Consider the following 19,587-nt stretch of genomic DNA (forward strand, 5'->3'; position numbering starts at 1 on the left):
GAGCCGCGACTGCGGCGACTGTCAGGCGGCGGCCAGTGTGTCGGAAACGCCGGAAGCGGCCTGTTTTGCTTCGCTGGTGCGGCGGCGCTTTTGCTCGATCATCGAAGCGATGCGCCCCATGGCGATACCACGCATGAAGAGCGAGGAAGGAAGGAAAGCCCATGCCGCCATCGTCCAGATCAGGGTTTGCGGAGCTTCCATGGCAAGCGGGCTGAACACCACTGCCGCCATCTTGGCCACCGCTGGTGCGATGAAGGGTAGCAGAAAACCGAGGCCAATGTTGAGCCGTGCGTCGCGGTTGAGACGATCCACCACGTCACCGCCCGTTGTCGGGTCGAAGGTTGGGAGATTTACCCAGACATTGAAGGCACCCGAGCGGGTGGGCCAGCCACCGGCGCGGATGTAGATGACGAAGATCGCCAGAGAGATCAGGGAGGTCAGGTATGCGATGCCCGCGGCGGAGCGGACCAACTCCACATGTTCTGGGCTTACTGACGGCGGCAAGCTTAAGATCACCAGTTGCACCGGGCTGTAGGGGAAATCGATGATGCCACCGATCAGCCGCCCCACCGCTTCAGTGAAAATCGTCAGCCCGTTTTCGTCCACCTGACCACGACAAAGCATGGTCAGCAGGAACACGGTGATGAACAGGGAGCCAAAACGCAGCCGGTTGAACGGTGGTGCATCGCGGAACTCCACGAGGCTGGGGTAGTTTGACGCGTATTCAAAGATTGTAAGGCCAGCAGCAAACAGCGCTAGAAGGGCTGTGACCTGCGCCGCATCAGGCCCGACGCGGGGCACAAGCAGAGAGGGCGTTGCAATCAGCAACGCGACCAGTCCTGCGCGCACCAAGGCGCCTGTGATCCGTGTGATCACTGCTCAATCCCTTCCCGACGGCCAGCCTCGATACATTGCCGATGGCCCGTTTCCGCGGAGTTCCGCCGATTGTGACGGTATGCCTCAAACTTGCCCAATTTTTGCCGTCTTTCATTCCGCGCTACAAGCTTCGGTTAAGGTTAACGAAACCAATGGGGCGGTTTCGCGGGCCAACTGGTGCGGCTTTGCATCAAATTGCGGGCAGAAAGGTGGCCACCCGAGGCGAGATCGCAAGATGTTGTGGATGCTGCATAATCCAACGCAAGCGCCCTGTTGGAATGCCTCTGTTTGCCAGAATTGGTTGCGCCTCCAGGATAGCCCATCGCCATGGTCGAGCCGATGACCCTTGCCCCGCGGTGCAAGGCGGGTTGACATGGATCAAATCACATTCATGAATATGAATGTATAAATCGGGAAACTCGTTTAAGGAGACCCGACATGCAAACCCAGTCCCGCACGGGCTATGTGCCCCTCTATTTCCTTGCCGCTCTCGGCGCTGGCGGCCTAACCGTAACCTTCTTCCTCTACCTCATGTTTTGGGTGCCGCACCCCGGCCAGTCGGTGCCGGTGTTCGAAGATATCATGGCGGCCTTCGCCACAGGCACTCCGATTGAGCAGGCGATGATCGTCACCGCGTGGGTGGGAATCGCCATCTTCGCGTTCCAAATGTTCAAACTGCTGATCTGGAACCTGCGCACCCTCGCCCAATTCCGCCGCACAGAGGCCTATTCCAAGTTGCTGCACTCCAACGCGGGAACCCAACTCATGGCGGTGCCTCTGGCGCTGGCCATGGCAGTGAACGGCAGCTTCATCCTCGGCCTGGTATTTGTGCCTGGTCTCTGGTCGGTGGTTGAATATCTCTTCCCGCTCGCCATGCTGGCCTTCTTGGCCATCGGCATCTACGGGCTCAAGCTCTACGGCGCCTTCCTTTCCGAAAGGCTGACCAAGGGCGGCTTCGATTGCGCCGCCAACAACAGCTTTGCACAGAAGCTTCCGGGCTTCGCCTTCGCCATGATCGGCGTCGGGCTCGCCGCCCCCGCTGCGATGAGCGCGGTCAAGGCCACGGTTGCGATTTCGCTGATGCTGTCGAGCTTCTTTATCCTCTTAGCCATCGTCATCGCTGCGGTCACGTTCCTGCTCGGCATGCGCGCGATGATGGAGCATGGCACCAACGCCGAGGCCGCGCCCACTCTCTGGGTCGCCATCCCGCTGCTGACGGTCATCGCCATTGCCTGGTTGCGGCAGGCCCATGGTCTGCACGTCCACTTCGATGTGCACAGCGGCCCGGCTTCCAGCTTCCTTCTGCTGCTGCCCCTGCTGGCGCTGCAACTCATCACCGCGCTCTTTGGCTGGGTCGTGCTCAAAGGGCACGGCTATTTCGGCCGCTTCGTTTCTGGCCCCGAGCGCTCGCCCGTTAGCTACGCGCTGGTTTGTCCCGGCGTCGCGCTCTCGGTGATGCTCCAATTCTTCGTGAACAAGGGCCTCGTCGGCTCGGGCGTGATCGAAAAGTTCTCGGCCGTCTATTGGGCGGCCACCGTACCGGCGTTGATCCTGCAGGTCGCCACCATCGCCCTCGTGCTCAAGCTCAATGCCAAGCACTTCGGTGGCGAGAAGACCCCGGTTGCACTGGTCGCCTGACCCGAGCCGCAAGACAAAAAGAAAGGGGGCCCAAAAGGCCCCCTTTCTCGTATCTGTGCCGGCTCGTCAGACCCAGGGCCGCGCCTGTGCGGCCTTCTCTTCGAAGCTTTCGATGCTTGCTGCCTTCTCAAGCGTCAGGCCGATGTCATCCAGCCCGTTCAGCAGGCAATGCTTCTTGAAGGCATCCAATTCGAAGGTCACCGTGCCGCCATCCGGTCCGGTGATCTCCTGCTTCTCAAGGTCAACCGTCACTACCGCATTGGCCCCGCGCTCGGCGTCGTCCATCAGCTTGTCGACGTCTTCCTGTGGCAGAACGATGGGCAAGATCCCGTTCTTGAAGCAGTTGTTATAGAAGATGTCGGCAAAGCTGGTGGAGATCACGCAGCGAATGCCAAAGTCGGCCAGCGCCCAGGGGGCGTGCTCGCGCGACGAGCCACAGCCGAAGTTGTCGCCCGCCACGATGATCTTGGCGTCGCGGTAGGCCGGCTTGTTCAGCACGAAATCTTCGATCTCGTTGCCCTGTCGGTCATAGCGCATCTCGTCGAAGAGGTTTACCCCGAGGCCCGACCGCTTGATCGTCTTCAGGAAGACCTTGGGGATGATCATGTCGGTGTCGATATTCACCAGCGGCATGGGCGCCGCGATGCCGGTGAGCTTGTCGAATTTTTCCATTACATCATCTCCCGCACGTCAGTCAGCTTTCCGGTGACCGCCGCCGCGGCCGCCATGGCCGGGCTCACCAGATGGGTGCGGCCCTTGTAGCCCTGCCGCCCCTCGAAGTTACGGTTCGAGGTGGAAGCACAGCGCTCGCCCTCGGCCAGTTGGTCGGGGTTCATCGCGAGGCACATCGAGCAGCCCGCAAGGCGCCACTCAAACCCGGCCTCCTTGAAGATTTCCGCCAGCCCCTCTTCCTCGGCCTGTGCGCGCACAAGGCCCGAGCCGGGCACGATCATGGCACGCATCCCGTCCTTGATCTTCTTGCCCTTGAGGATGGCAGCTGCTGCCCGCAGGTCTTCGATCCGCCCGTTGGTGCAGGAGCCGATGAAAACGGTGTCGATCTCGATATCGCTCAGCTTCTGGCCGGGCGTGAGGCCCATGTATTCGATCGAGCGCTTTGCTGCCTCGACCTTGCCGCCAGAAAAGCTGGACGGGTCTGGCACGACCTCTGTGATTGGCAGAACGTCTTCGGGCGAGGTACCCCATGTGACGACCGGGGCGATGTCTTCGCCCTTGATGGTGATCACCTTGTCCCATGCCGCGTCATCATCGGAATAGAGGGTCTTCCACCAGTCCAGCGCGGCCGCCCATTGGGCACCCTTCGGCGCATGCGGGCGGCCTTTGACGTATTCGTAGGTGGTCTCGTCGGGCGCGATCAAGCCGGCGCGCGCGCCGCCCTCGATCGCCATGTTGCAAACCGTCATGCGGCCTTCCATCGAAAGGTCGCGGATCGCCTCGCCGCAGTATTCGATCACGTAGCCGGTGCCGCCGGCGGTGCCGGTCTCGCCGATCACCGACAGGGTGATGTCCTTGGCGGTCACGCCGGGGCGCAGCTTGCCGGTGATCTCCACCTTCATGTTCTTGGATTTCTTCTGGATCAGCGTCTGCGTGGCCAGAACATGCTCCACCTCGGAGGTGCCGATCCCGTGGGCCAGCGCCCCGAAGGCGCCGTGGGTCGCCGTGTGGCTGTCACCACAAACCACCGTCATCCCCGGAAGGGTCCAGCCCTGCTCGGGGCCGACGATATGCACGATACCCTGCCGCACGTCGCTGACGGGGTAGTAGTGTACGCCAAACTCCTTGGCGTTCTTGTCGAGCGCATCCACCTGAATGCGGCTGTCCTCGGTCATCTGCGCGGGGTCATCGCGGCCTTCGGTGGTTGGCACGTTGTGATCGGGCACGGCGATGGTCTTGTCGGGCGCGTGCACCTTGCGGCCAGCCATGCGAAGCCCTTCAAAGGCCTGCGGGCTGGTGACCTCGTGCACCAGGTGCCGGTCGATGTAGAGCAGGCAGGTGCCATCCTCGGCCTCATGGGCCAGATGGGCATCCCATATCTTGTCATAGAGTGTCTTGGGGGACATTGGTCCTCTCCCTTGATGTGCGTGGGGGTTCGACTGTGGAGGGCGCACAGAGGGCGCCACGCCTCATAGCGAGGCGAGAATCGTCAGGGTCGCGCCAAAGAACCGCCACGGCAGGCGGGCCCGGTCGTCCATATCGAAAACCTGCGTCATGGGCCGGGAGATACACCTGCCCGCGCCCTGCGGCAAGAGGACTCACGGTGTTGCGACCGCCTCCAGCAAGTCGCCCGGCTGGCAGTCGAGCACCTCACAGATGCGCGCGAGCGTTTCGAAGCGGATGCCTTTTACCTTGCCCGATTTCAGCAGGCTGATGTTTTGCTCGGTGATGCCAACCCGCTCGGCCAGTTCCCGGCTCTTCATTTTGCGCAGGGCCAACATCACGTCGAGCCGCACTACGATTTCCATCAGATGAAGCCCCTGTTCTCTTCCGCCACCACGGCAGCCTCGCGCATGGCCCAGCCGATCACCACCATCAGCCCGCCGGCAAGCACCTGCCCAAGATCGGCGCCCTCCAGCGAGATGGCCAGCACCCGTTCGCCCGGTGGGTTGGCGAGGCTGGCCAGCGTGGTTTGAAGTGGGCGGGCCAGAAGCTCTAACGCCACTGCCACCAGCAGGCCGGTGCCGATCCGCAGGATATGAGCAGCACAGTGGTGGGTTAGCGTTTCACCCTGCGCGTAGCGCCCGAACAGCCGCGCCATCTCACGCAGGACGTAGAGCAGGGCGAGGGAAGGTAGGGCGCCGAGCGCTGCCACGCTCGCCCTGTGCAGCGGCGAAAGCTCCACTCCCGGCTCAATCCCCGCTGCGCGGCGCAGCTCGGCAGGCAATGCAGCCCATACAATGGCGAAGACGAGCGCGGCTATCAGGATGCCCATCGCGATGAATGTCAGAACGCGGAGCACAGCGGCCCAACGGCTAACAGAGAGAGTGTTGCTCACCTGAAAATACCCCTTTTCACATCTAATGTTTATCGTAATACATTAAAAATATCTCGAATCAAGGAGAATCCAGATGAAGCGCCTTCTCACTGTGATCTGCCTCGCCGCGTCCCTCGCGGCTTGCACCACCCTTAACCCCGTCACCGCCGCGCGCCTCTCACGGCTCGATCCGCTCACCGCCGACCCTGCGGCCATTGCGGCGCGGCTGCGCCTGCCGGAGGGGCTTGCGATCCAGCCGGGCGGGGCGGTGTTGTCCATCTCCGCCATTCGCAAAGACACCGGCGAACGTTTGGCCGAAACCTTTGAGTTGGAGCCGAGCGGCACCCTGTGGCGCCTGTCCGAACCGGATATCGCAACCATGCGCGAGGCCCAGGACCGGGCAGCTCGTTGGAAGCGAGAGGCGCCTGACCAGTCCTCTGGCGCATTGTCGCTCAGCCTCACCGGATGCAGCAGGAGCACCGGGGCAAGGTCTGGCCCAGATCCGGAGGCCCCCATCTCTGCCGACGTTAGCCTCGACGGCGGCGCGAGCTTCTTGCCGCTGATCCGCGGGCTGACGGTGGCTGACCTCGCAAAAGCAGCAGGCACCGGCACCGCCATCGGGCCCTGCACCACTGCACCGCCCAAGCCACGCTGAAGTGAAAAGCCCGGGGATCGCGGGCACTTGCCCGATCGACGGACGCCATGCAACCATGGCAACGAAGGGCGGAGCACAATGGATCCCGAACAACAGTCGCTGCAACTGGGGCAACTGCACAGCGAAGTGACCGGCCTGCTGGGGCGGGCCGAGGCGCTGTTGACGACGATGCTCCAGCCGTGGCGGCTCTACCAACTCGGCATCATCGTTGCTCTCGTCGTCTTGGCCTTCCTCCTGCGGGTCTGGCTCTCGCCCCGCATGAAAGCCTGGATGCGCTCGCTGGAAGGCCGGCCCAAGTGGCAGCTGCGGCTGCTTCTGATCATTCACAACCGGTTGACGTTGATCTTCTTCGTCCTTGCGACTTGGGGCACGGTGGCAGTGATGCAGCAGGTCACATGGCCATCGCGCAGCTACATCGTCAGCATCGCTGCCACAATCGCCACCGCTTGGCTGCTCATCAGCCTTACGACACGTTTCATCCGCAACACCTTCTTGCAAAGGCTGGTGCGTTGGGGCGCTTGGATCTGGGTGACGCTCTATTTCCTAGGCCTCTGGTCGAGCACTGAAACGGTGCTCGACAGCGTCGCCTTCGAGGTGGGCGAGTTCCGCCTGTCCATCCTTGGCCTGTTGCAGGCGCTCATCATCACCGGGCTGCTGTTCTTCTTCGCCCGCATCATCCTGAAGGCCGCGCAGGGCAAGATCCGCACGAACAAAGACATCTCGCCCTCGATGCAGGAACTGATCATCAAGGTCTTGCAAATCGTTCTTTTTGGGGCTGCCTTTTTCCTCGGTCTCAAGGCCGTAGGCTTCGACCTCACCGGCTTTGCCGTGCTTTCGGGCGCCATTGGTATCGGCCTTGGTTTCGGCCTGCAAAAGGTGGTCTCCAACCTCGTGTCGGGCGTCATCATCTTGCTCGACAAGTCAATCAAGCCGGGTGACGTGATTACCGTGGGTGAAACCTTCGGTTGGATCAATTCGCTGGGCGCGCGCTACGTTTCGATTACCACGCGCAATGGCAAGGAATATCTGATCCCGAATGAAGACCTGATCACCCAACAGGTGGTGAACTGGTCGCATTCCAACGATTTTGTAAGGCTCGATATCTTTTTTGGCACCGCATATCACGATGATCCGCACGAGGTCCGCCGCATTGCCATCGAGGCCGCGAAATCGGTGGACCGCGTGCTCAGCTGGCGCCCGCCCGTGTGCCATATCGTCGGCTTCGGGGACAGTTCGGTGGACTACATCCTACGCTTCTGGATCGAAGACCCGACAGGCGGACTGACCAACATCCGGGGCAATGTCTATCTGGCGCTCTGGGATGGCTTTAAGGAACACAACATTTCCATCCCCTTCCCCCAGCGCGAAGTGCGGATGCTGGAAGATGAAGACCCGTCACAGCCCGCCGATGCGGTGGCAAGGGAGGCGGCGGGCAAGGCAGACTGAGCATGGGGTGGGCAACTTGCCCACTATCCTATGCGTCACGCAGTGCGCTCCGGTGGCCATGGCCGGGCATCTTCTGCCGCGATCCAGGCCTTTACCCAATCGGGGAGAGCCATTTCAGGCACTGCTGCCACGTCCAATTCCGCCAGTATTTCCTGCGGCGGCACGATGCCCTTTGGCCCGGTGACCGCACCGCGAAATACCGCTTGGCCGCAGCACGTGTCGCCGCGCCACATACTCTGCTCGATATAAACAAAGCGATGGTCCCACCCGATCATCCGGCTGTGGGTGGCAAACCGTTGAAACGCGGTGATCCGTTTGCGGTAGCGCACCACCGACCCGGCGATGGTCAGGCCCCAGCGCTTTTTGCGCAGCACAGTCACCAGCCCGGTGCGCCGCGCCAAAGGGATGCGGCCAAGGTCATAAAGCGTAAGGGTGCGCCCGTTGTTCAACTCCATCCAGAAATCCAGATCCCACGGCCAGCAGCGATGGTGGCTGATGTGGGTGCCGGTCAGGGGCAGGGCGGGCTGGCGGCCTGCGAGCCAAAGCTCCTTGGCCATACGGACAAATGGATACATGCCGCGCAAACTGCGCTGCCGAACGCCAGCGTCAACCGCGACGTCACGGCACGTTTAACCCGGTTGCAACCTTGCGCGCCCATGAATACCTCTGTCGCGGCCCATAAAGAGGAACCCGCCCATGCTGATGCTCTATCAAGTGCTCGACCTGATCCTCGGGGTCGTCTTTTTCATCATGTTGGCCCACGTCATCATGAGCTGGCTGATTTCCTTCCAGATCCTCAACCTGCGTCAGCCGTTGGTGTATCAGCTCTGGGATGGTCTCAACCGGCTGCTTGAGCCAGTATACCGCCCAATCCGCCGGGTGCTGCCCGACACAGGCGCACTAGACCTTGCGCCGCTGATTGCCTTCATCATCGTAATCGCGCTTCGCAACATCATCCTGCCGGGCGTGTTTCAGCAGTTGGTCTGACTGGCCGCTTGAGTCCCGTGCGGTGACAAGGGTATGGGACGCCATGCCCTCTGCCTCCCCTTCAGATCTTCTGCACTCTGTCTTCGGGTTCCCCGAGTTTCGGCCTGGGCAGGAGGAGATCGTCAGCGCGGTGCTCGCTGGGGAGCCAACCCTCGCGATTATGCCCACCGGCGGTGGCAAATCGCTCTGCTACCAGCTTCCCGCGCTGTGCCGCGAGGGGGCGACGCTGGTTGTGTCACCGCTGATCGCCCTGATGCGCGATCAGGTGGCGGCGTTGCGTGGCCTCGGGGTGGAGGCCGGTGCGCTTTGCTCGGCCAACACCGAAGAAGAGACAGATGCGGTGTTTGCCGCCATCGACGCGGGCAGCCTCAAGATACTTTACATGGCGCCAGAACGGCTGCGCTCTTCGGGCACCGAACGCTTGCTGCGCCGGGCGGGCGTGCAGCTGATCGCCGTCGACGAGGCTCACTGCGTCAGCCAGTGGGGCCACGATTTTCGCCCTGACTACCTCGAAATTGGCCCGCTTTGCGCTCGCATGGGCGTGCCGCTCGCCGCCTTCACCGCCACGGCGGATGCTGAAACGCAGGAAGAGATCGTCACCCGGCTCTTCGGAGGCAAAGCCCCCCGCGCCTTCCTGCGTGGCTTCGATCGGCCCAACATCCGCCTCGCCTTCGAAGCCAAGGACAAGCCGCGCAACCAGATGCTCGCCTTCGCCGCCGCTCGGCGCGGTCAGGCAGGCATAATTTATTGTGGCACGCGTGCGCGCACCGAGAGCATCGCCGCCGCCCTGGCCGCGGAGGGTCACACGGCCGTGGCCTATCATGCCGGGATGGAGGCTGAGCCGCGCCGCGAGGTCGAGCGCCGCTTTCAGGCCGAGGATGGGCTGATTGTGGTGGCCACGGTCGCTTTTGGCATGGGGGTAGATAAGCCGGATATCCGCTGGGTGCTCCACGCGGACCTGCCCAAGTCGATCGAAAGCTATTATCAGGAAATTGGTCGCGCCGGGCGCGATGGCCTGCCCGCCGATACGCTCACACTATATGGCCCCGATGATATCCGCCTGCGCCGGTCTCAGGTGGATGAATCCCTCGCTCCCCCGGAGCGCCGCGTGGCGGACCATGGCAGGCTCAACGCGCTTCTGGGGCTGGCAGAGGCGCAGGGATGCCGCCGCAAGCTGCTGCTAGGATACTTCGGCGAAGAGAGCGGCGATTGCGGGAATTGCGACCTTTGCGAAAAGCCGCCGGAGGTGTTTGATGGCACCGAAGCCGTCCGCATGGCGCTCTCTGCCGCCCTGCGTACCGGCGAATGGTTTGGCGCTGGGCACCTGATCGACATTCTGCTGGGCATCGAAACCGACAAGGTTCGTCAACGCGGCCACGCGGACCTCCCCACCTTTGGCGTCGGCACCAAGCACAATCGCAAGGTCTGGCAGGCGGTGTTTCGGCAGATGATGGGGCTCGACCTGATGCGCCCGGACCCCGAGCGCCACGGTGCGCTGCGGATGACAGAATCGGCACGACCAATCTTGCGGGGCGAGGCCACAATCACACTGCGTCGCGACTCGCTGACTCGGGCCGACACGTCGCGCCGCCCGGCGGTGAAGGCGCTGGTGAGCGAGGAGGACGCGCCGCTGCTCTCCGCCCTTAAGGCCAAGCGCCGAGCATTGGCCGAGGCGCAGCGCGTGCCCGCCTATGTGGTGTTTCCTGATCGGACGCTGATTGAAATGGTCGAGAAGCGGCCTGAAACGCTTGACCAGATGGCGCAGGTGAGCGGCATCGGGGCCAAGAAGCTGGAGCGCTACGGCGCCGACTTCCTTGCTGTGCTGACGGGGCAGGATGCGCCGCAGATGCACCCGGCCCGGCGCGAGCTGGCGGCGCGTGGGCAGGGTGATGCGTTTGATCGACTCCAAGCGGCGGCTCAGCAATTGTATCGGGGCGAGGATGGCACCGAGAAGCCACTGTCCTGTGATACGGCGCTGCTTCGGCGCATCGTCAAGGCGCAGCCTGCCGGGATTGAACAAATCGCGCGGGTGCAGGGCATGACCGAGCGTCACGTCGAGCGATTTGGCCGGGCGTTTCTGGCTGTGATGGCTTCAGAGTAGCTGCTCTTCGACTGCATCGCAGGTGCTGGGCGGATCACAACGGGTCCGCAGTGTTACCGCCTGTTTCCCTCCTTCGCACCAGCCGCTAAAAGCCCTCTCATGCTTTTTGTCATATCCCCCGCCAAGCGGCTCGACTGGCAGCCGCGCGATCTAGCCCAGTCCTCTCTGGCCTTCCCTGACGATGCCGCAAAGCTGGCTCGGGCCGGGGCGAAACTGTCGCGTGCTGATCTGCAAAAATTGATGGGTCTCTCGCCCGATCTCGCCAAGTTGACCCAAGAGCGGTTCCGGGCCTATGCGCCGGAACCCGAGGCGGAAGCGACCCGGCCTGCAGCGCTGGCTTTTGCGGGCGACACCTACACCGGGCTTGAGGCCGCATCGCTAGATCCTGATGAGATGGATTGGGCGCAGGAGCACCTGCGCATACTCTCCGGCCTCTATGGCCTGCTGCGCCCACTTGACGGGATTCAACCCTACCGGCTGGAAATGGGATCCAAGCTGAAAGTCGGCCGGTCGGCCAACCTCTATGACTATTGGGGTGATCGCCTCGCGCAGCAGCTGTCGGCTCAGGCCAGCGCGCTTGGCACCGATACGTTGGTCAACTGCGCCAGTCAGGAATACTTCGGCGCGGTGGACGCCTCGGCACTAAACGGGCTTCGCGTTGTCACCCCGCGGTTTCTTGAAGAAAAGCCGGGCGGCCCCAAACAAGTGAGCTTCTTTGCCAAGCAGGCGCGCGGTGCCATGGCTCGTTTTGTCATTCGTCATCGTCTGATGGATCCCTCTGCGCTTGAGGGGTTTGATACCGGCGGCTATCGCTTCCGCCCCGACCTGTCCGAGCCGGGTGCCCCCACCTTCTCGCGACCCGATACGACGGCCTGACCCCAACCTGTCGCAGCGTTTCACCTCCTGGACTTTAGCCGGCCATGGCACCCTCAACCGCTTCGCTAGCGGTCAGTGGAGGGTCAAACGGCTCAACGCCAGCGGGCGCATGGATGGCAATTTGCTCGTGGATCAGCTGCTTCTTCAGAGGTTTTGTGAGATAGTGATCAAGGCCCGCGGCCAAGATATCGTCGCTATCCCCTGCAAGGGCGTGGGCCGTCATTGCTACAACTGGAACACGATGCCAGCCCTGCGCATCTTCCAAGTCTCGGATCGCCCGGGTGGCGGCCTTCCCGTCCATCTCGGGCATCGAGATATCCATGAAAACAAGGTCGGGACGCTCTGATTTATAAAGCTCTACCGCTTGCCGCCCATTTTCCGCGAAGATCAGATCTACCGAAAGACTCTTCAGCATTTTGGAGAAGACGAACCGGTTGGTCTTATTGTCTTCCGCGGCCAGAATTCGCATCACCTTCGCAGGCGCACGGGGGGGCGTTGGATCACTGCTGCACGGCGCATTGGCGTTCTCTTCTTCCGGCGGCGCCTCAGGCGCGAAACGGAGCGGTGGTTCGCTTAGGGCGGCATAGATTTCGGCGATTTCGGCATTGCGATAGGGATAGTGCAGCACGTGATCGACACCGCTGCCCGCAAGCGCTGTCCGCACGCCTTGTTGACCCTGCCGGACCACGCAAAGAAACTGGCTGCGAGGGCACATCCCGCGCATTTCCCGCACAAGGGCGGCCGGGTCGCTGTCACAAAAGTCACTGTCGATTGCAACCATATCTGGTTCGGCACCCTCTGCCAGAATGCTGCGCAACACATCGGGCGATCGTGCCACCTCGATCTCCATCCCGGTCATGGCCGATCTGTTCTTAGCCATGCGAACGCCGGCCCGGGAGGCGGTGGCGACCACGATGCGTGGGCCTGCGTCTGCCGGCCACGGCGTTAACCCGAAAGCTGGCGCTTCGGCTTCGAGCGAGAGATCGACAGTAAATGTTGTGCCGCGGCCCGTTTCGGTGACGAGGCCAATCTGCCCGCCCATCAGCTCTACCAGCTGACGGGTAATGGCCAGCCCAAGCCCGGTGCCCTCAAAACGGCGGTTCTTCTCGTCCTGGACTTGATTGAATTGGCCAAAGATGTGGCTGCGCATGTCTTCGGGAATACCAATGCCGGTGTCTTCCACCGCAATCTGCAAGCCCCAGTGCTGGCCGTCCTGCCTTGGAGGTGCCGCCCGCACGCCAATGCGCACATAGCCTTTTTCAGTAAACTTGATTGCATTGCCCAGCAGGTTCACCACGACCTGCCGCAGCCGTTTTGGGTCTGCCGTAACTATCACCGGCGCGTCAGGTGCGTAGTCGAGCAGCAGATCCAGCCCCCGGTCTCTTGCGACGGGAAGCGACAGGGTGATCACCTCGCATAGCATCCCTTCAAGGTCGAACGACTCGGGGAACAGTTCCATCTTCTCGGCCTCGGCGCGGGAGAAATCCAGCACATCGTTGATAATTTCCAACAGCGCCTCGCCTGAGTTGCGGATGGTGCGGATGAACAGCGCCTGCTCTTCATCCACATCCGTATCCAGAAGAAGATCAGCCATGCCGACAACACCGTTCATCGGGGTGCGCAACTCGTGGCTCATCTTTGCCAAGAAGGCAGACTTTGCCCGGGTCGCGGCTTCTGCAGCGTCGCGGGCCTCTCGCAGTTCCTTCTGGCGCCGCATTTCGCCCGTGACGTCGATACCAAGGCAGACCATGTCGCCATTGGCGCTGCGGCGGTCATGCAGGCGCATGTGCCGCCCGTCCCATGTGCGAATTGTAATGTCGGGAATCTCGGGTGTGTCCCAGCGATCAAGCATCTCGATGATCCAGTCGCCGGGCGGCTTTTCGCCCGGGTCCACCAGCCCCTCCTCCATCATCAGGCGCAACATATCCATGTAGGTCAGGCCCGGGCGCGCATCTTCAAGGCCGTCAAACAGGTTCAGCCAGGCGGCATTTGCGGCGACCAGCCTGTCTTCCGCGTCAAATACGGCGAAGTTGTCAGTGATCGTTTCGACAGAATCCCACAGCCGCCGCTCAGCAATCGTCACCGCCTTTTCGGCCTTCACGAGGTTGGCGCGGGTTTCCTGCGCCACGCCCTTCATGGTTTCGGCTTCTTCCTTCAGCGCGTGGGCCTGTGCCCGGGTGGTGGCCACAACTTCGCGCTGTGCGATGATGGTATCGGAAAGTTTGAGAGCGTGATCCGAGAGCTTCCGGTTTGCTGCCATCAGCTCCCGGCTCTTCAACTCAAGCATCCGCTCGGCGGCAAGGCGGCCGCGCCTTTCTCTCGCTAGCTTGTCTGTCAATGACATCACACGCTCCCCATCGCTCAGGCGGCCTTGGGAATCATGGTTAAGACACGCCTCACAAAGGTTCTGCCCGGATACAGTTTAAACTGTCTTAACGTCAGAAAGACCGTTCACATCCGCGCGCCGCCACTGGACTCGAACGCGGGGCGCATGTCACCATCACGTTGGATTATCCGCATTTCAGATCCGAGGTCATTTCCCATGCGTCGCATACTTGCGCCCTTCCTCTGCCTTCTCGCTATTGCCACCACCGCTTTGCCCGCCGCCGCGCAGCAGGGGCCAACATCTCCCGCGCCGATCCCCGAGCGCAGGCTGGTGCCCGAGAAGGACGTAGACTTCTATGGGGCCGATCTGCGCGCACTCTTCGACACCACCTATGACGCCTGCCGCACCGCCTGCATGGCCGATGCCGCCTGCACGGCCTTTACCTTCAACGCCCGCTCGAATTCCTGTTTTCCAAAGCGGGCGGTAGAGCGGCGCGAGCCCTATGAGGGCGCCCAATCGGCCACGGTCATCACCGAGCCAGACGGCCGCGTGGCGCTGGCCCGCACCCGGGCAGATGAGCTGGATTTTCTCCGGTCTGGCGATATCCCGAGCGCCCGCAGTTTCGCCGCTGGTATGGCCAGCCTCCATTCGCCTGCCGGGTGGACCATCGACAGGCTTGAGACGGGGGCGCTGGAGGCTGCCCGCAGCGGCAATCTGCGCGAGGCCATGGTGTGGATGGGCCCGGCCATCGTGTTGGCCGACCGTGACGACCAGTGGATTGACTACGCAGGCTACGCGCTCGACGCAAAAGCCGAGAACAATACCAGTTCTCGCAAGCGCCAGTATGAGCGCCGGGCTCTGGATGCAGCCATTAACGGCTACCTGCGTGCAGACACTCCGGTAGATCAATCCGCCGCGCTCACCATCCTCGCCTCCGCATTGGAGCGCGCGCGCCGTGGCCGCGATATGATCCCGACCCTGCGGCTCGCACAGTCGGTGTTGCCCAGCCCGGGTACACAGGCCGCATTGGACAATGCACTTGGCAAATATGGCTTCCGTGTCACTGAGCATCAGGTGGACCCGAACCCCGAAGTGCCTCGCGTCTGCGCAACCTTTTCCGAGCGATTGGCTGAAAGCGGCACCGATTATGCGCCCTATGTGCAGCTCCACGGCACCTCCTTCACCGCTGAGCCTTCTGGCAATCAACTTTGCATCGAAGGGCTGACCCATGGTGAGCGCTATCGCGTGGTGCTTCGCGCTGGCCTCCCCTCGGCTTCGGGCGAGCGGATGGCCAAGGATGTTGAGCTTTCCTTTTACGTCCGCGACCGCGATCCGCAGGTGCGCTTCCCCGGTCGGGCGTATGTTCTGCCAAAGACCGCAGATGCAGGCATTCCCATCGTCACGGTTAACGCTGAAGAGGTAGACCTTACTCTCAACCGTGTCTCCGACCGGAACCTCCTGCGCGTGATCCAGGAAAGTTACTTTGGCCGCCCGTTGAACGAGTGGGAAGAAGACTACTTCGACGGCAACATTGCCGAGACCGTGTGGACGGGCACCGGCCATATGGAACGCCGCTTGAACGAGGATGTCACAACGCGCCTGCCCATGGCCGAGGCCATCGCCGATCTGCCCCCCGGCGTCTACGCCCTGAAGGCCGCCATCCGTGGCTCCGATCCCTACGACAACCCGGCGGCCACTCAGTGGTTCGTGATCTCCGACATCGGCCTTGCCTCCATGTCTGGTGCGGACGGGCTGCACATCTTCACCCGTTCGCTCACCTCGGCAGACCCGCTCGCTGGCCTCACCGTCACCCTTCTGTCGCGCTCCAACCGCGAATTGGGAACGGCCACGACTGACGCACAGGGGTATGCCATGTTTGAGCCGGGCCTCACGCTGGGCCGCGGCGGCGCAGCGCCTGCGATGGTGCTGGTGAAGAACGGCGAGGACGACATGGGCTTCCTGTCGCTGACCGATCCTTCTTTTGACCTGTCCGACCGGGGCGTTGAAGGCCGCGAGCCGGCGGGGGCGGTCGATGCCTTCCTAACAACGGATCGAGGGGCTTACCGCGCGGGGGAAACCATCTATGCCACCGCGCTCCTGCGCGATGCCACGGCCACCGCCATCGACGGGTTGCCGCTGACGGCTATCCTCACCCGCCCCGATGGCGTGGAATACGCCCGCCACTTCTCTCCCGGGGGTGTGAATGGCGGCCATGTGTTCTCTATGCCGACCTCGGGCGTCGCCCCGCGCGGCGCATGGAAAATCGCCCTTCACAGCGACCCGAAAGCGCCGCCGATCGCGACGCAAACTGTCTTGGTTGAGGATTTCCTGCCGGAACGTATCGACTTCTCGCTGGAGCTGCCCATCGAAGGGCTGACCGAAGGCGAAGCCGTGGCGGATGTGGACGTGCGCTATCTCTTTGGCGCGCCCGGTGCCAACCTGCCCGTCGAGGGCGAGCTGCGCATTGCGCCACGTCGTCAGATTGCGGGTTTCCCAAATGTGTACTTCGGTACCGAGAACAATGGCACCGGCCCGCAAACCAGCTATCTGAACGGCACCACCACGGGCGAGGATGGCAAGGCGACGCTGGCATTGACCATGCCCGATGACATGGATGGCTTCGACGGCCCCATCGAAGCGCGCCTCACCGTTCGCGTGGCGGAAGGTTCTGGCCGTCCCGTGGAGCGCCGCGAGGCAATCGTCACGGGCCCCGGCAAACCGATGATCGGTATCAAGCCCGCCAGCGAAGGCGTGGTGCCTGAAGGCAGCGAGGCCGCTTTCTCTGTCATCGCGTTGGGGGCCGACCTTGAGCCAACCGAGATGCAGGTGAAATGGACGCTAAACCGCATCTCGCGCCGCTACCAGTGGTACTCCTCTTATGGAGCATGGAACTGGGAGCCGATCACCCGCCGCACACGTATCGCCGTGGGCGAGGGAAGGTTGGGCGAGGCACCGCTGGAGGTGTCTGGCTCGGTTGACTGGGGCACCTACGAACTGGTCGTCGAGCGGCTGGATGGCGAATTTATCTCTGCCTCCTATGAGTTTTATGCCGGCTGGTATGCGCCGGTGGATGTGTCCTCCACCCCGGATACGCTGGAGGTGTCGCTCGACGCCGAAAGCTACAAGCCCGGCGACACGGCCACACTACGGATCGTGCCGCGCTACTCAGGCAAGGCGCTGGTCACGGTTGTCTCCAACCGCTTGATCGACATGAAGACGGTTGAGGTGGATGCCGAGACCGATACACTGGTGCAACTCCCCGTCACTGACGACTGGGGCGCGGGTGCCTATGTAACCGCCACCGTGATCCGCCCGATGGATGTGGCCGACAAGCGCGGCCCCGCTCGGGCGCTGGGCTTGTCTCACGCCTCGGTCGATCCGGGTGACAAGGCGCTTTCCGTGGCCTTCGACGTGCCCGCCGAATCCCAACCCCGCAGCCCGCTTGAGGTGGCGCTGAAGGTTGAGGGCGTGGCCCCGGGCGACACCGCCCACGTCACCATCGCCGCCGTGGATCAGGGCATCCTCAACCTCACAGGTTTCACCCCGCCGGACCCGTCCGGCCATTACTTCGGTCAGCGCCGCCTCGGTATGGGGATGCGCGACATCTACGGGCGGCTTATCGACGGGATGAATGGCGCCATGGGCGAGATCCGCTCCGGCGGTGACGCGGCGGCCAACGCTCGCATGCAATCTCCGCCTCCGACCGAGGAACTGGTTGCCTATTTCTCCGGCCCGCTCGAAGTCGGCCCAGATGGCTACGCCCGCACCTCCTTCGATATGCCCTCCTTCAACGGCACCGTTAAGCTGATGGCCGTCGCATGGTCAAAGACCGGCGTTGGCGAAGCCTCTGCCGATGTGCTTGTGCGTGATCCGGTGGTGCTGCAAGCCTCCCTGCCGCGTTTCATGGCGCCGGGCGACGAGGGGCGGATGCTGCTCGAAATCACCCACGCTTCCGGCGAAACAGGCCAAATCGGCCTTTCCATCACCGGCAGTGGTGTGACCTTGCCCACCGGCGCGACCTCCACGATGGAACTCGCGGAGGGGCAGACCATCCGCCTTCCGCTCACCGTGGTGGCGGGCAACCCGGGGCTGGCGACGATCGACATCGCGCTCACCACGCCCTCAGGCAAGGTGCTCAGCAAGCCGCTGAACCTGCCAATCCAGGTGAACGACCCCGAAATCTCGCGGACATCGCGCTTCGAGCTTGCCTCGGGCCAGAGTTTCACCTTCTCGCGCGATGTCTTTACCGGGCTTCAAACCGGCACCGGCAAGGCCACTCTGGCCCTCGGGCCGCTTGGCCGGTTCGACGTGCCCGGCCTGCTGGCTTCGCTCGACCGTTACCCCTACGGCTGCACCGAGCAAACAACCTCGCGCGCCATGCCGCTGCTTTATTTCGACGAGGTGTCTCGCGCGATGGGCTTGGAAGAACGCGGCGACACCCGCCAGCGGGTGGAAGGGGCGATCACCCGTATCCTCGCGCGGCAGGCGGCCTCGGGAAGCTTCGGCCTGTGGTACGCGGGCGATGGCGACTTCTGGCTCGACGCCTACGTCACCGATTTCCTCAGTCGCGCACGGGCGCAGGGCTACGATGTGCCCGCAATCGCCTTCCGCAATGCGCTCGACAACCTGCGCAACAAGGTCAACTACGCACCAGACTTCGACGAGGGCGGCGAGAGCATTGCCTATGCGCTGATGGTGCTGGCCCGCGAGGGCGCGGCCTCGATGGGGGATCTGCGCTACTATGCCGATGTGAAGGCCGAAGCCTTCACCACGCCACTCGGGGCGGCCCAATTGGCCACTGCGCTTTCGCTCTATGGAGACCCGACGCGCGCGGATTCAATGTTCACCCGTGCCGCTGCGCAGATGGTGGCCGATACCGGCACAGAACCTGCAAGCTATTGGCGTGACGACTACGGCACCAAGCTGCGCGATGCGGCTGCGGTGCTGGCGCTTGCGGCAGAAGCGGGCACGCAGGTCATCAACCGCGAAGCGCTTTCAGTTCGGGTGACGGGCCAAACCGGCTATCGCTCAACGCAAGAGAAGGTTTGGACGTTGATGGCCGCGAAGGCGCTAATTTCCGCTGCACCGCGCGATGGTTTCACCCGTAACGGACAGCCGGTGAACGGCCCACTGGTGGAGGTGCTGGCCGACGAAACGGCAAGCCAGCCGGTGGACATCCGCAACGACAGCGGGCAGACCACCACGCTCACCCTCACCACCTTTGGCGTGCCGACAGAGCCTGAGCCCGCAGGCGGCAACGGTTACGCAATCGAGCGCGAGTATTACACCATGGACGGCATGGGGGTGGACCTCGGCGCCGTGCCCTCGGGCGAGCGCATGGTGGTGGTGCTCACCGTCACACCCTTCGGGCGGCGCGACGCGCGCCTGATGGTGGATGATGCCCTGCCTGCCGGTTTTGAGATCGACAACCCCTCTCTGATCCGCTCCGGTGATATCCGCGAGCTGAGCTGGCTCAAGACGGTTTCGGCGCGGCACTCCGAGTTTCGGCAGGAGCGATTCCTCTCGGCGGTGGACTGGCGCAGCGACAAGCCCTTCAAGCTGGCCTATATCGTCCGCGCGATCTCGCCGGGCCACTATCACCACCCGGCGGCATCGGTTGAGGATATGTACCGCCCCGCCTTCCGTGCCCGCACTGATGCTGGCCGGGTGACGGTGGTGGAGTGATGCACTGG

General features: G+C 62.9%; 14 protein-coding genes. 7 read left to right on the forward strand and 7 right to left on the reverse strand.

Translation table 11 applies throughout. The features are described 5' to 3' along the window. Positions 1–21 precede the first annotated feature (21 nt). Entirely contained in the window at positions 22–876 is an 855-nt protein-coding gene (locus FHY55_RS03050; RefSeq protein ID WP_140012783.1) for a hypothetical protein, read from the reverse strand. 438 nt (positions 877–1,314) lie between these two features. On the opposite strand from FHY55_RS03050, the gene FHY55_RS03055 reads away from it, so the two are divergent. Continuing rightward, on the forward strand, positions 1,315–2,514 hold the full coding sequence (locus FHY55_RS03055) for a hypothetical protein (protein ID WP_140012784.1): 1,200 nt from the start codon (positions 1,315–1,317) through the stop codon (positions 2,512–2,514). A gap of 66 nt (positions 2,515–2,580) precedes the next feature. Here the strand turns inward: FHY55_RS03055 and leuD are convergent, their stop codons facing one another. The 4 genes from leuD to FHY55_RS03080 form a co-directional block, all read right to left on the reverse strand. Further along, a complete protein-coding gene (gene leuD / locus FHY55_RS03060) occupies positions 2,581–3,186 on the reverse strand; it encodes a 3-isopropylmalate dehydratase small subunit (protein WP_140012785.1) in 606 nt (201 codons plus the stop codon). After that, on the reverse strand, positions 3,186–4,592 hold the full coding sequence (leuC, locus tag FHY55_RS03065) for a 3-isopropylmalate dehydratase large subunit (RefSeq protein WP_140012786.1): 1,407 nt from the start codon (positions 4,590–4,592) through the stop codon (positions 3,186–3,188). Before leuC ends, leuD begins: the two co-directional genes overlap by 1 nt. Positions 4,593–4,784: 192 nt before the next feature. Further along, entirely contained in the window at positions 4,785–4,994 is a 210-nt protein-coding gene (locus FHY55_RS03075) for a helix-turn-helix transcriptional regulator (RefSeq protein ID WP_140012787.1), read from the reverse strand. Continuing rightward, positions 4,994–5,524 (reverse strand): DUF2975 domain-containing protein, encoded by a 531-nt coding sequence (locus FHY55_RS03080; RefSeq protein WP_140012788.1) that lies wholly within the window; start codon positions 5,522–5,524, stop codon positions 4,994–4,996. The genes FHY55_RS03075 and FHY55_RS03080 overlap by 1 nt, the downstream gene beginning before the upstream one ends. A 73-nt stretch (positions 5,525–5,597) precedes the next feature. On the opposite strand from FHY55_RS03080, the gene FHY55_RS03085 reads away from it, so the two are divergent. Both FHY55_RS03085 and FHY55_RS03090 read left to right on the forward strand, forming a co-directional pair. Next, positions 5,598–6,158, forward strand: coding sequence for a hypothetical protein (locus tag FHY55_RS03085; RefSeq protein WP_140012789.1), 561 nt, complete (start codon positions 5,598–5,600; stop codon positions 6,156–6,158). A gap of 78 nt (positions 6,159–6,236) precedes the next feature. Then, positions 6,237–7,604 (forward strand): mechanosensitive ion channel family protein, encoded by a 1,368-nt coding sequence (locus FHY55_RS03090; RefSeq protein ID WP_140012790.1) that lies wholly within the window; start codon positions 6,237–6,239, stop codon positions 7,602–7,604. Between the two features lie 35 nt (positions 7,605–7,639). Here FHY55_RS03090 and FHY55_RS03095 read toward each other — a convergent pair whose 3' ends face one another. Further along, positions 7,640–8,179 (reverse strand): acyl-CoA thioesterase, encoded by a 540-nt coding sequence (locus FHY55_RS03095; RefSeq protein WP_140012791.1) that lies wholly within the window; start codon positions 8,177–8,179, stop codon positions 7,640–7,642. Between the two features lie 121 nt (positions 8,180–8,300). Between FHY55_RS03095 and FHY55_RS03100 the strand changes: the two genes are divergently transcribed. The 3 genes from FHY55_RS03100 (at position 8,301) to yaaA (ending at position 11,568) form a co-directional block, all read left to right on the forward strand. Beyond that, positions 8,301–8,591 carry a YggT family protein gene (locus tag FHY55_RS03100; RefSeq protein ID WP_140012792.1) on the forward strand — a complete coding sequence of 97 codons (291 nt, stop codon included), beginning with the start codon at positions 8,301–8,303 and terminating at the stop codon, positions 8,589–8,591. A gap of 43 nt (positions 8,592–8,634) precedes the next feature. Beyond that, complete coding sequence (gene recQ / locus FHY55_RS03105) at positions 8,635–10,692, forward strand: DNA helicase RecQ (RefSeq protein WP_140012793.1); 2,058 nt, start codon at positions 8,635–8,637, stop codon at positions 10,690–10,692. Positions 10,693–10,791: 99 nt separating this feature from the next. Beyond that, positions 10,792–11,568 carry a peroxide stress protein YaaA gene (gene yaaA, locus FHY55_RS03110; RefSeq protein WP_140012794.1) on the forward strand — a complete coding sequence of 259 codons (777 nt, stop codon included), beginning with the start codon at positions 10,792–10,794 and terminating at the stop codon, positions 11,566–11,568. Positions 11,569–11,602: 34 nt separating this feature from the next. On the opposite strand, the gene FHY55_RS03115 is transcribed toward yaaA, so the two are convergent. After that, positions 11,603–13,912, reverse strand: coding sequence for an ATP-binding protein (locus tag FHY55_RS03115; RefSeq protein ID WP_140012795.1), 2,310 nt, complete (start codon positions 13,910–13,912; stop codon positions 11,603–11,605). A gap of 198 nt (positions 13,913–14,110) precedes the next feature. Between FHY55_RS03115 and FHY55_RS03120 the strand changes: the two genes are divergently transcribed. Next, complete coding sequence (locus FHY55_RS03120) at positions 14,111–19,579, forward strand: alpha-2-macroglobulin family protein (protein ID WP_140012796.1); 5,469 nt, start codon at positions 14,111–14,113, stop codon at positions 19,577–19,579. The last annotated feature ends 8 nt before the right edge of the window (positions 19,580–19,587 follow it).

This window comes from Oceanicola sp. D3 (assembly GCF_006351965.1).
In the GTDB taxonomy this organism is placed as follows: Bacteria; Pseudomonadota; Alphaproteobacteria; order Rhodobacterales; family Rhodobacteraceae; genus Vannielia.

Bases quoted from the DNA above. Each gene is read 5' to 3' on its own strand.
- FHY55_RS03055 (WP_140012784.1), top strand. From the start codon at position 1,315: ATGCAAACCCAGTCCCGCACGGGCTATGTGCCCCTCTATTTCCTTGCC.
- leuD (WP_140012785.1), bottom strand. From the start codon at position 3,186: ATGGAAAAATTCGACAAGCTCACCGGCATCGCGGCGCCCATGCCGCTG.
- leuC (WP_140012786.1), bottom strand. From the start codon at position 4,592: ATGTCCCCCAAGACACTCTATGACAAGATATGGGATGCCCATCTGGCC.
- FHY55_RS03075 (WP_140012787.1), bottom strand. From the start codon at position 4,994: ATGGAAATCGTAGTGCGGCTCGACGTGATGTTGGCCCTGCGCAAAATG.
- FHY55_RS03085 (WP_140012789.1), top strand. From the start codon at position 5,598: ATGAAGCGCCTTCTCACTGTGATCTGCCTCGCCGCGTCCCTCGCGGCT.
- FHY55_RS03090 (WP_140012790.1), top strand. From the start codon at position 6,237: ATGGATCCCGAACAACAGTCGCTGCAACTGGGGCAACTGCACAGCGAA.
- FHY55_RS03095 (WP_140012791.1), bottom strand. From the start codon at position 8,179: ATGTATCCATTTGTCCGTATGGCCAAGGAGCTTTGGCTCGCAGGCCGC.
- FHY55_RS03100 (WP_140012792.1), top strand. From the start codon at position 8,301: ATGCTGATGCTCTATCAAGTGCTCGACCTGATCCTCGGGGTCGTCTTT.
- recQ (WP_140012793.1), top strand. From the start codon at position 8,635: ATGCCCTCTGCCTCCCCTTCAGATCTTCTGCACTCTGTCTTCGGGTTC.
- yaaA (WP_140012794.1), top strand. From the start codon at position 10,792: ATGCTTTTTGTCATATCCCCCGCCAAGCGGCTCGACTGGCAGCCGCGC.
- FHY55_RS03115 (WP_140012795.1), bottom strand. From the start codon at position 13,912: ATGTCATTGACAGACAAGCTAGCGAGAGAAAGGCGCGGCCGCCTTGCC.
- FHY55_RS03120 (WP_140012796.1), top strand. From the start codon at position 14,111: ATGCGTCGCATACTTGCGCCCTTCCTCTGCCTTCTCGCTATTGCCACC.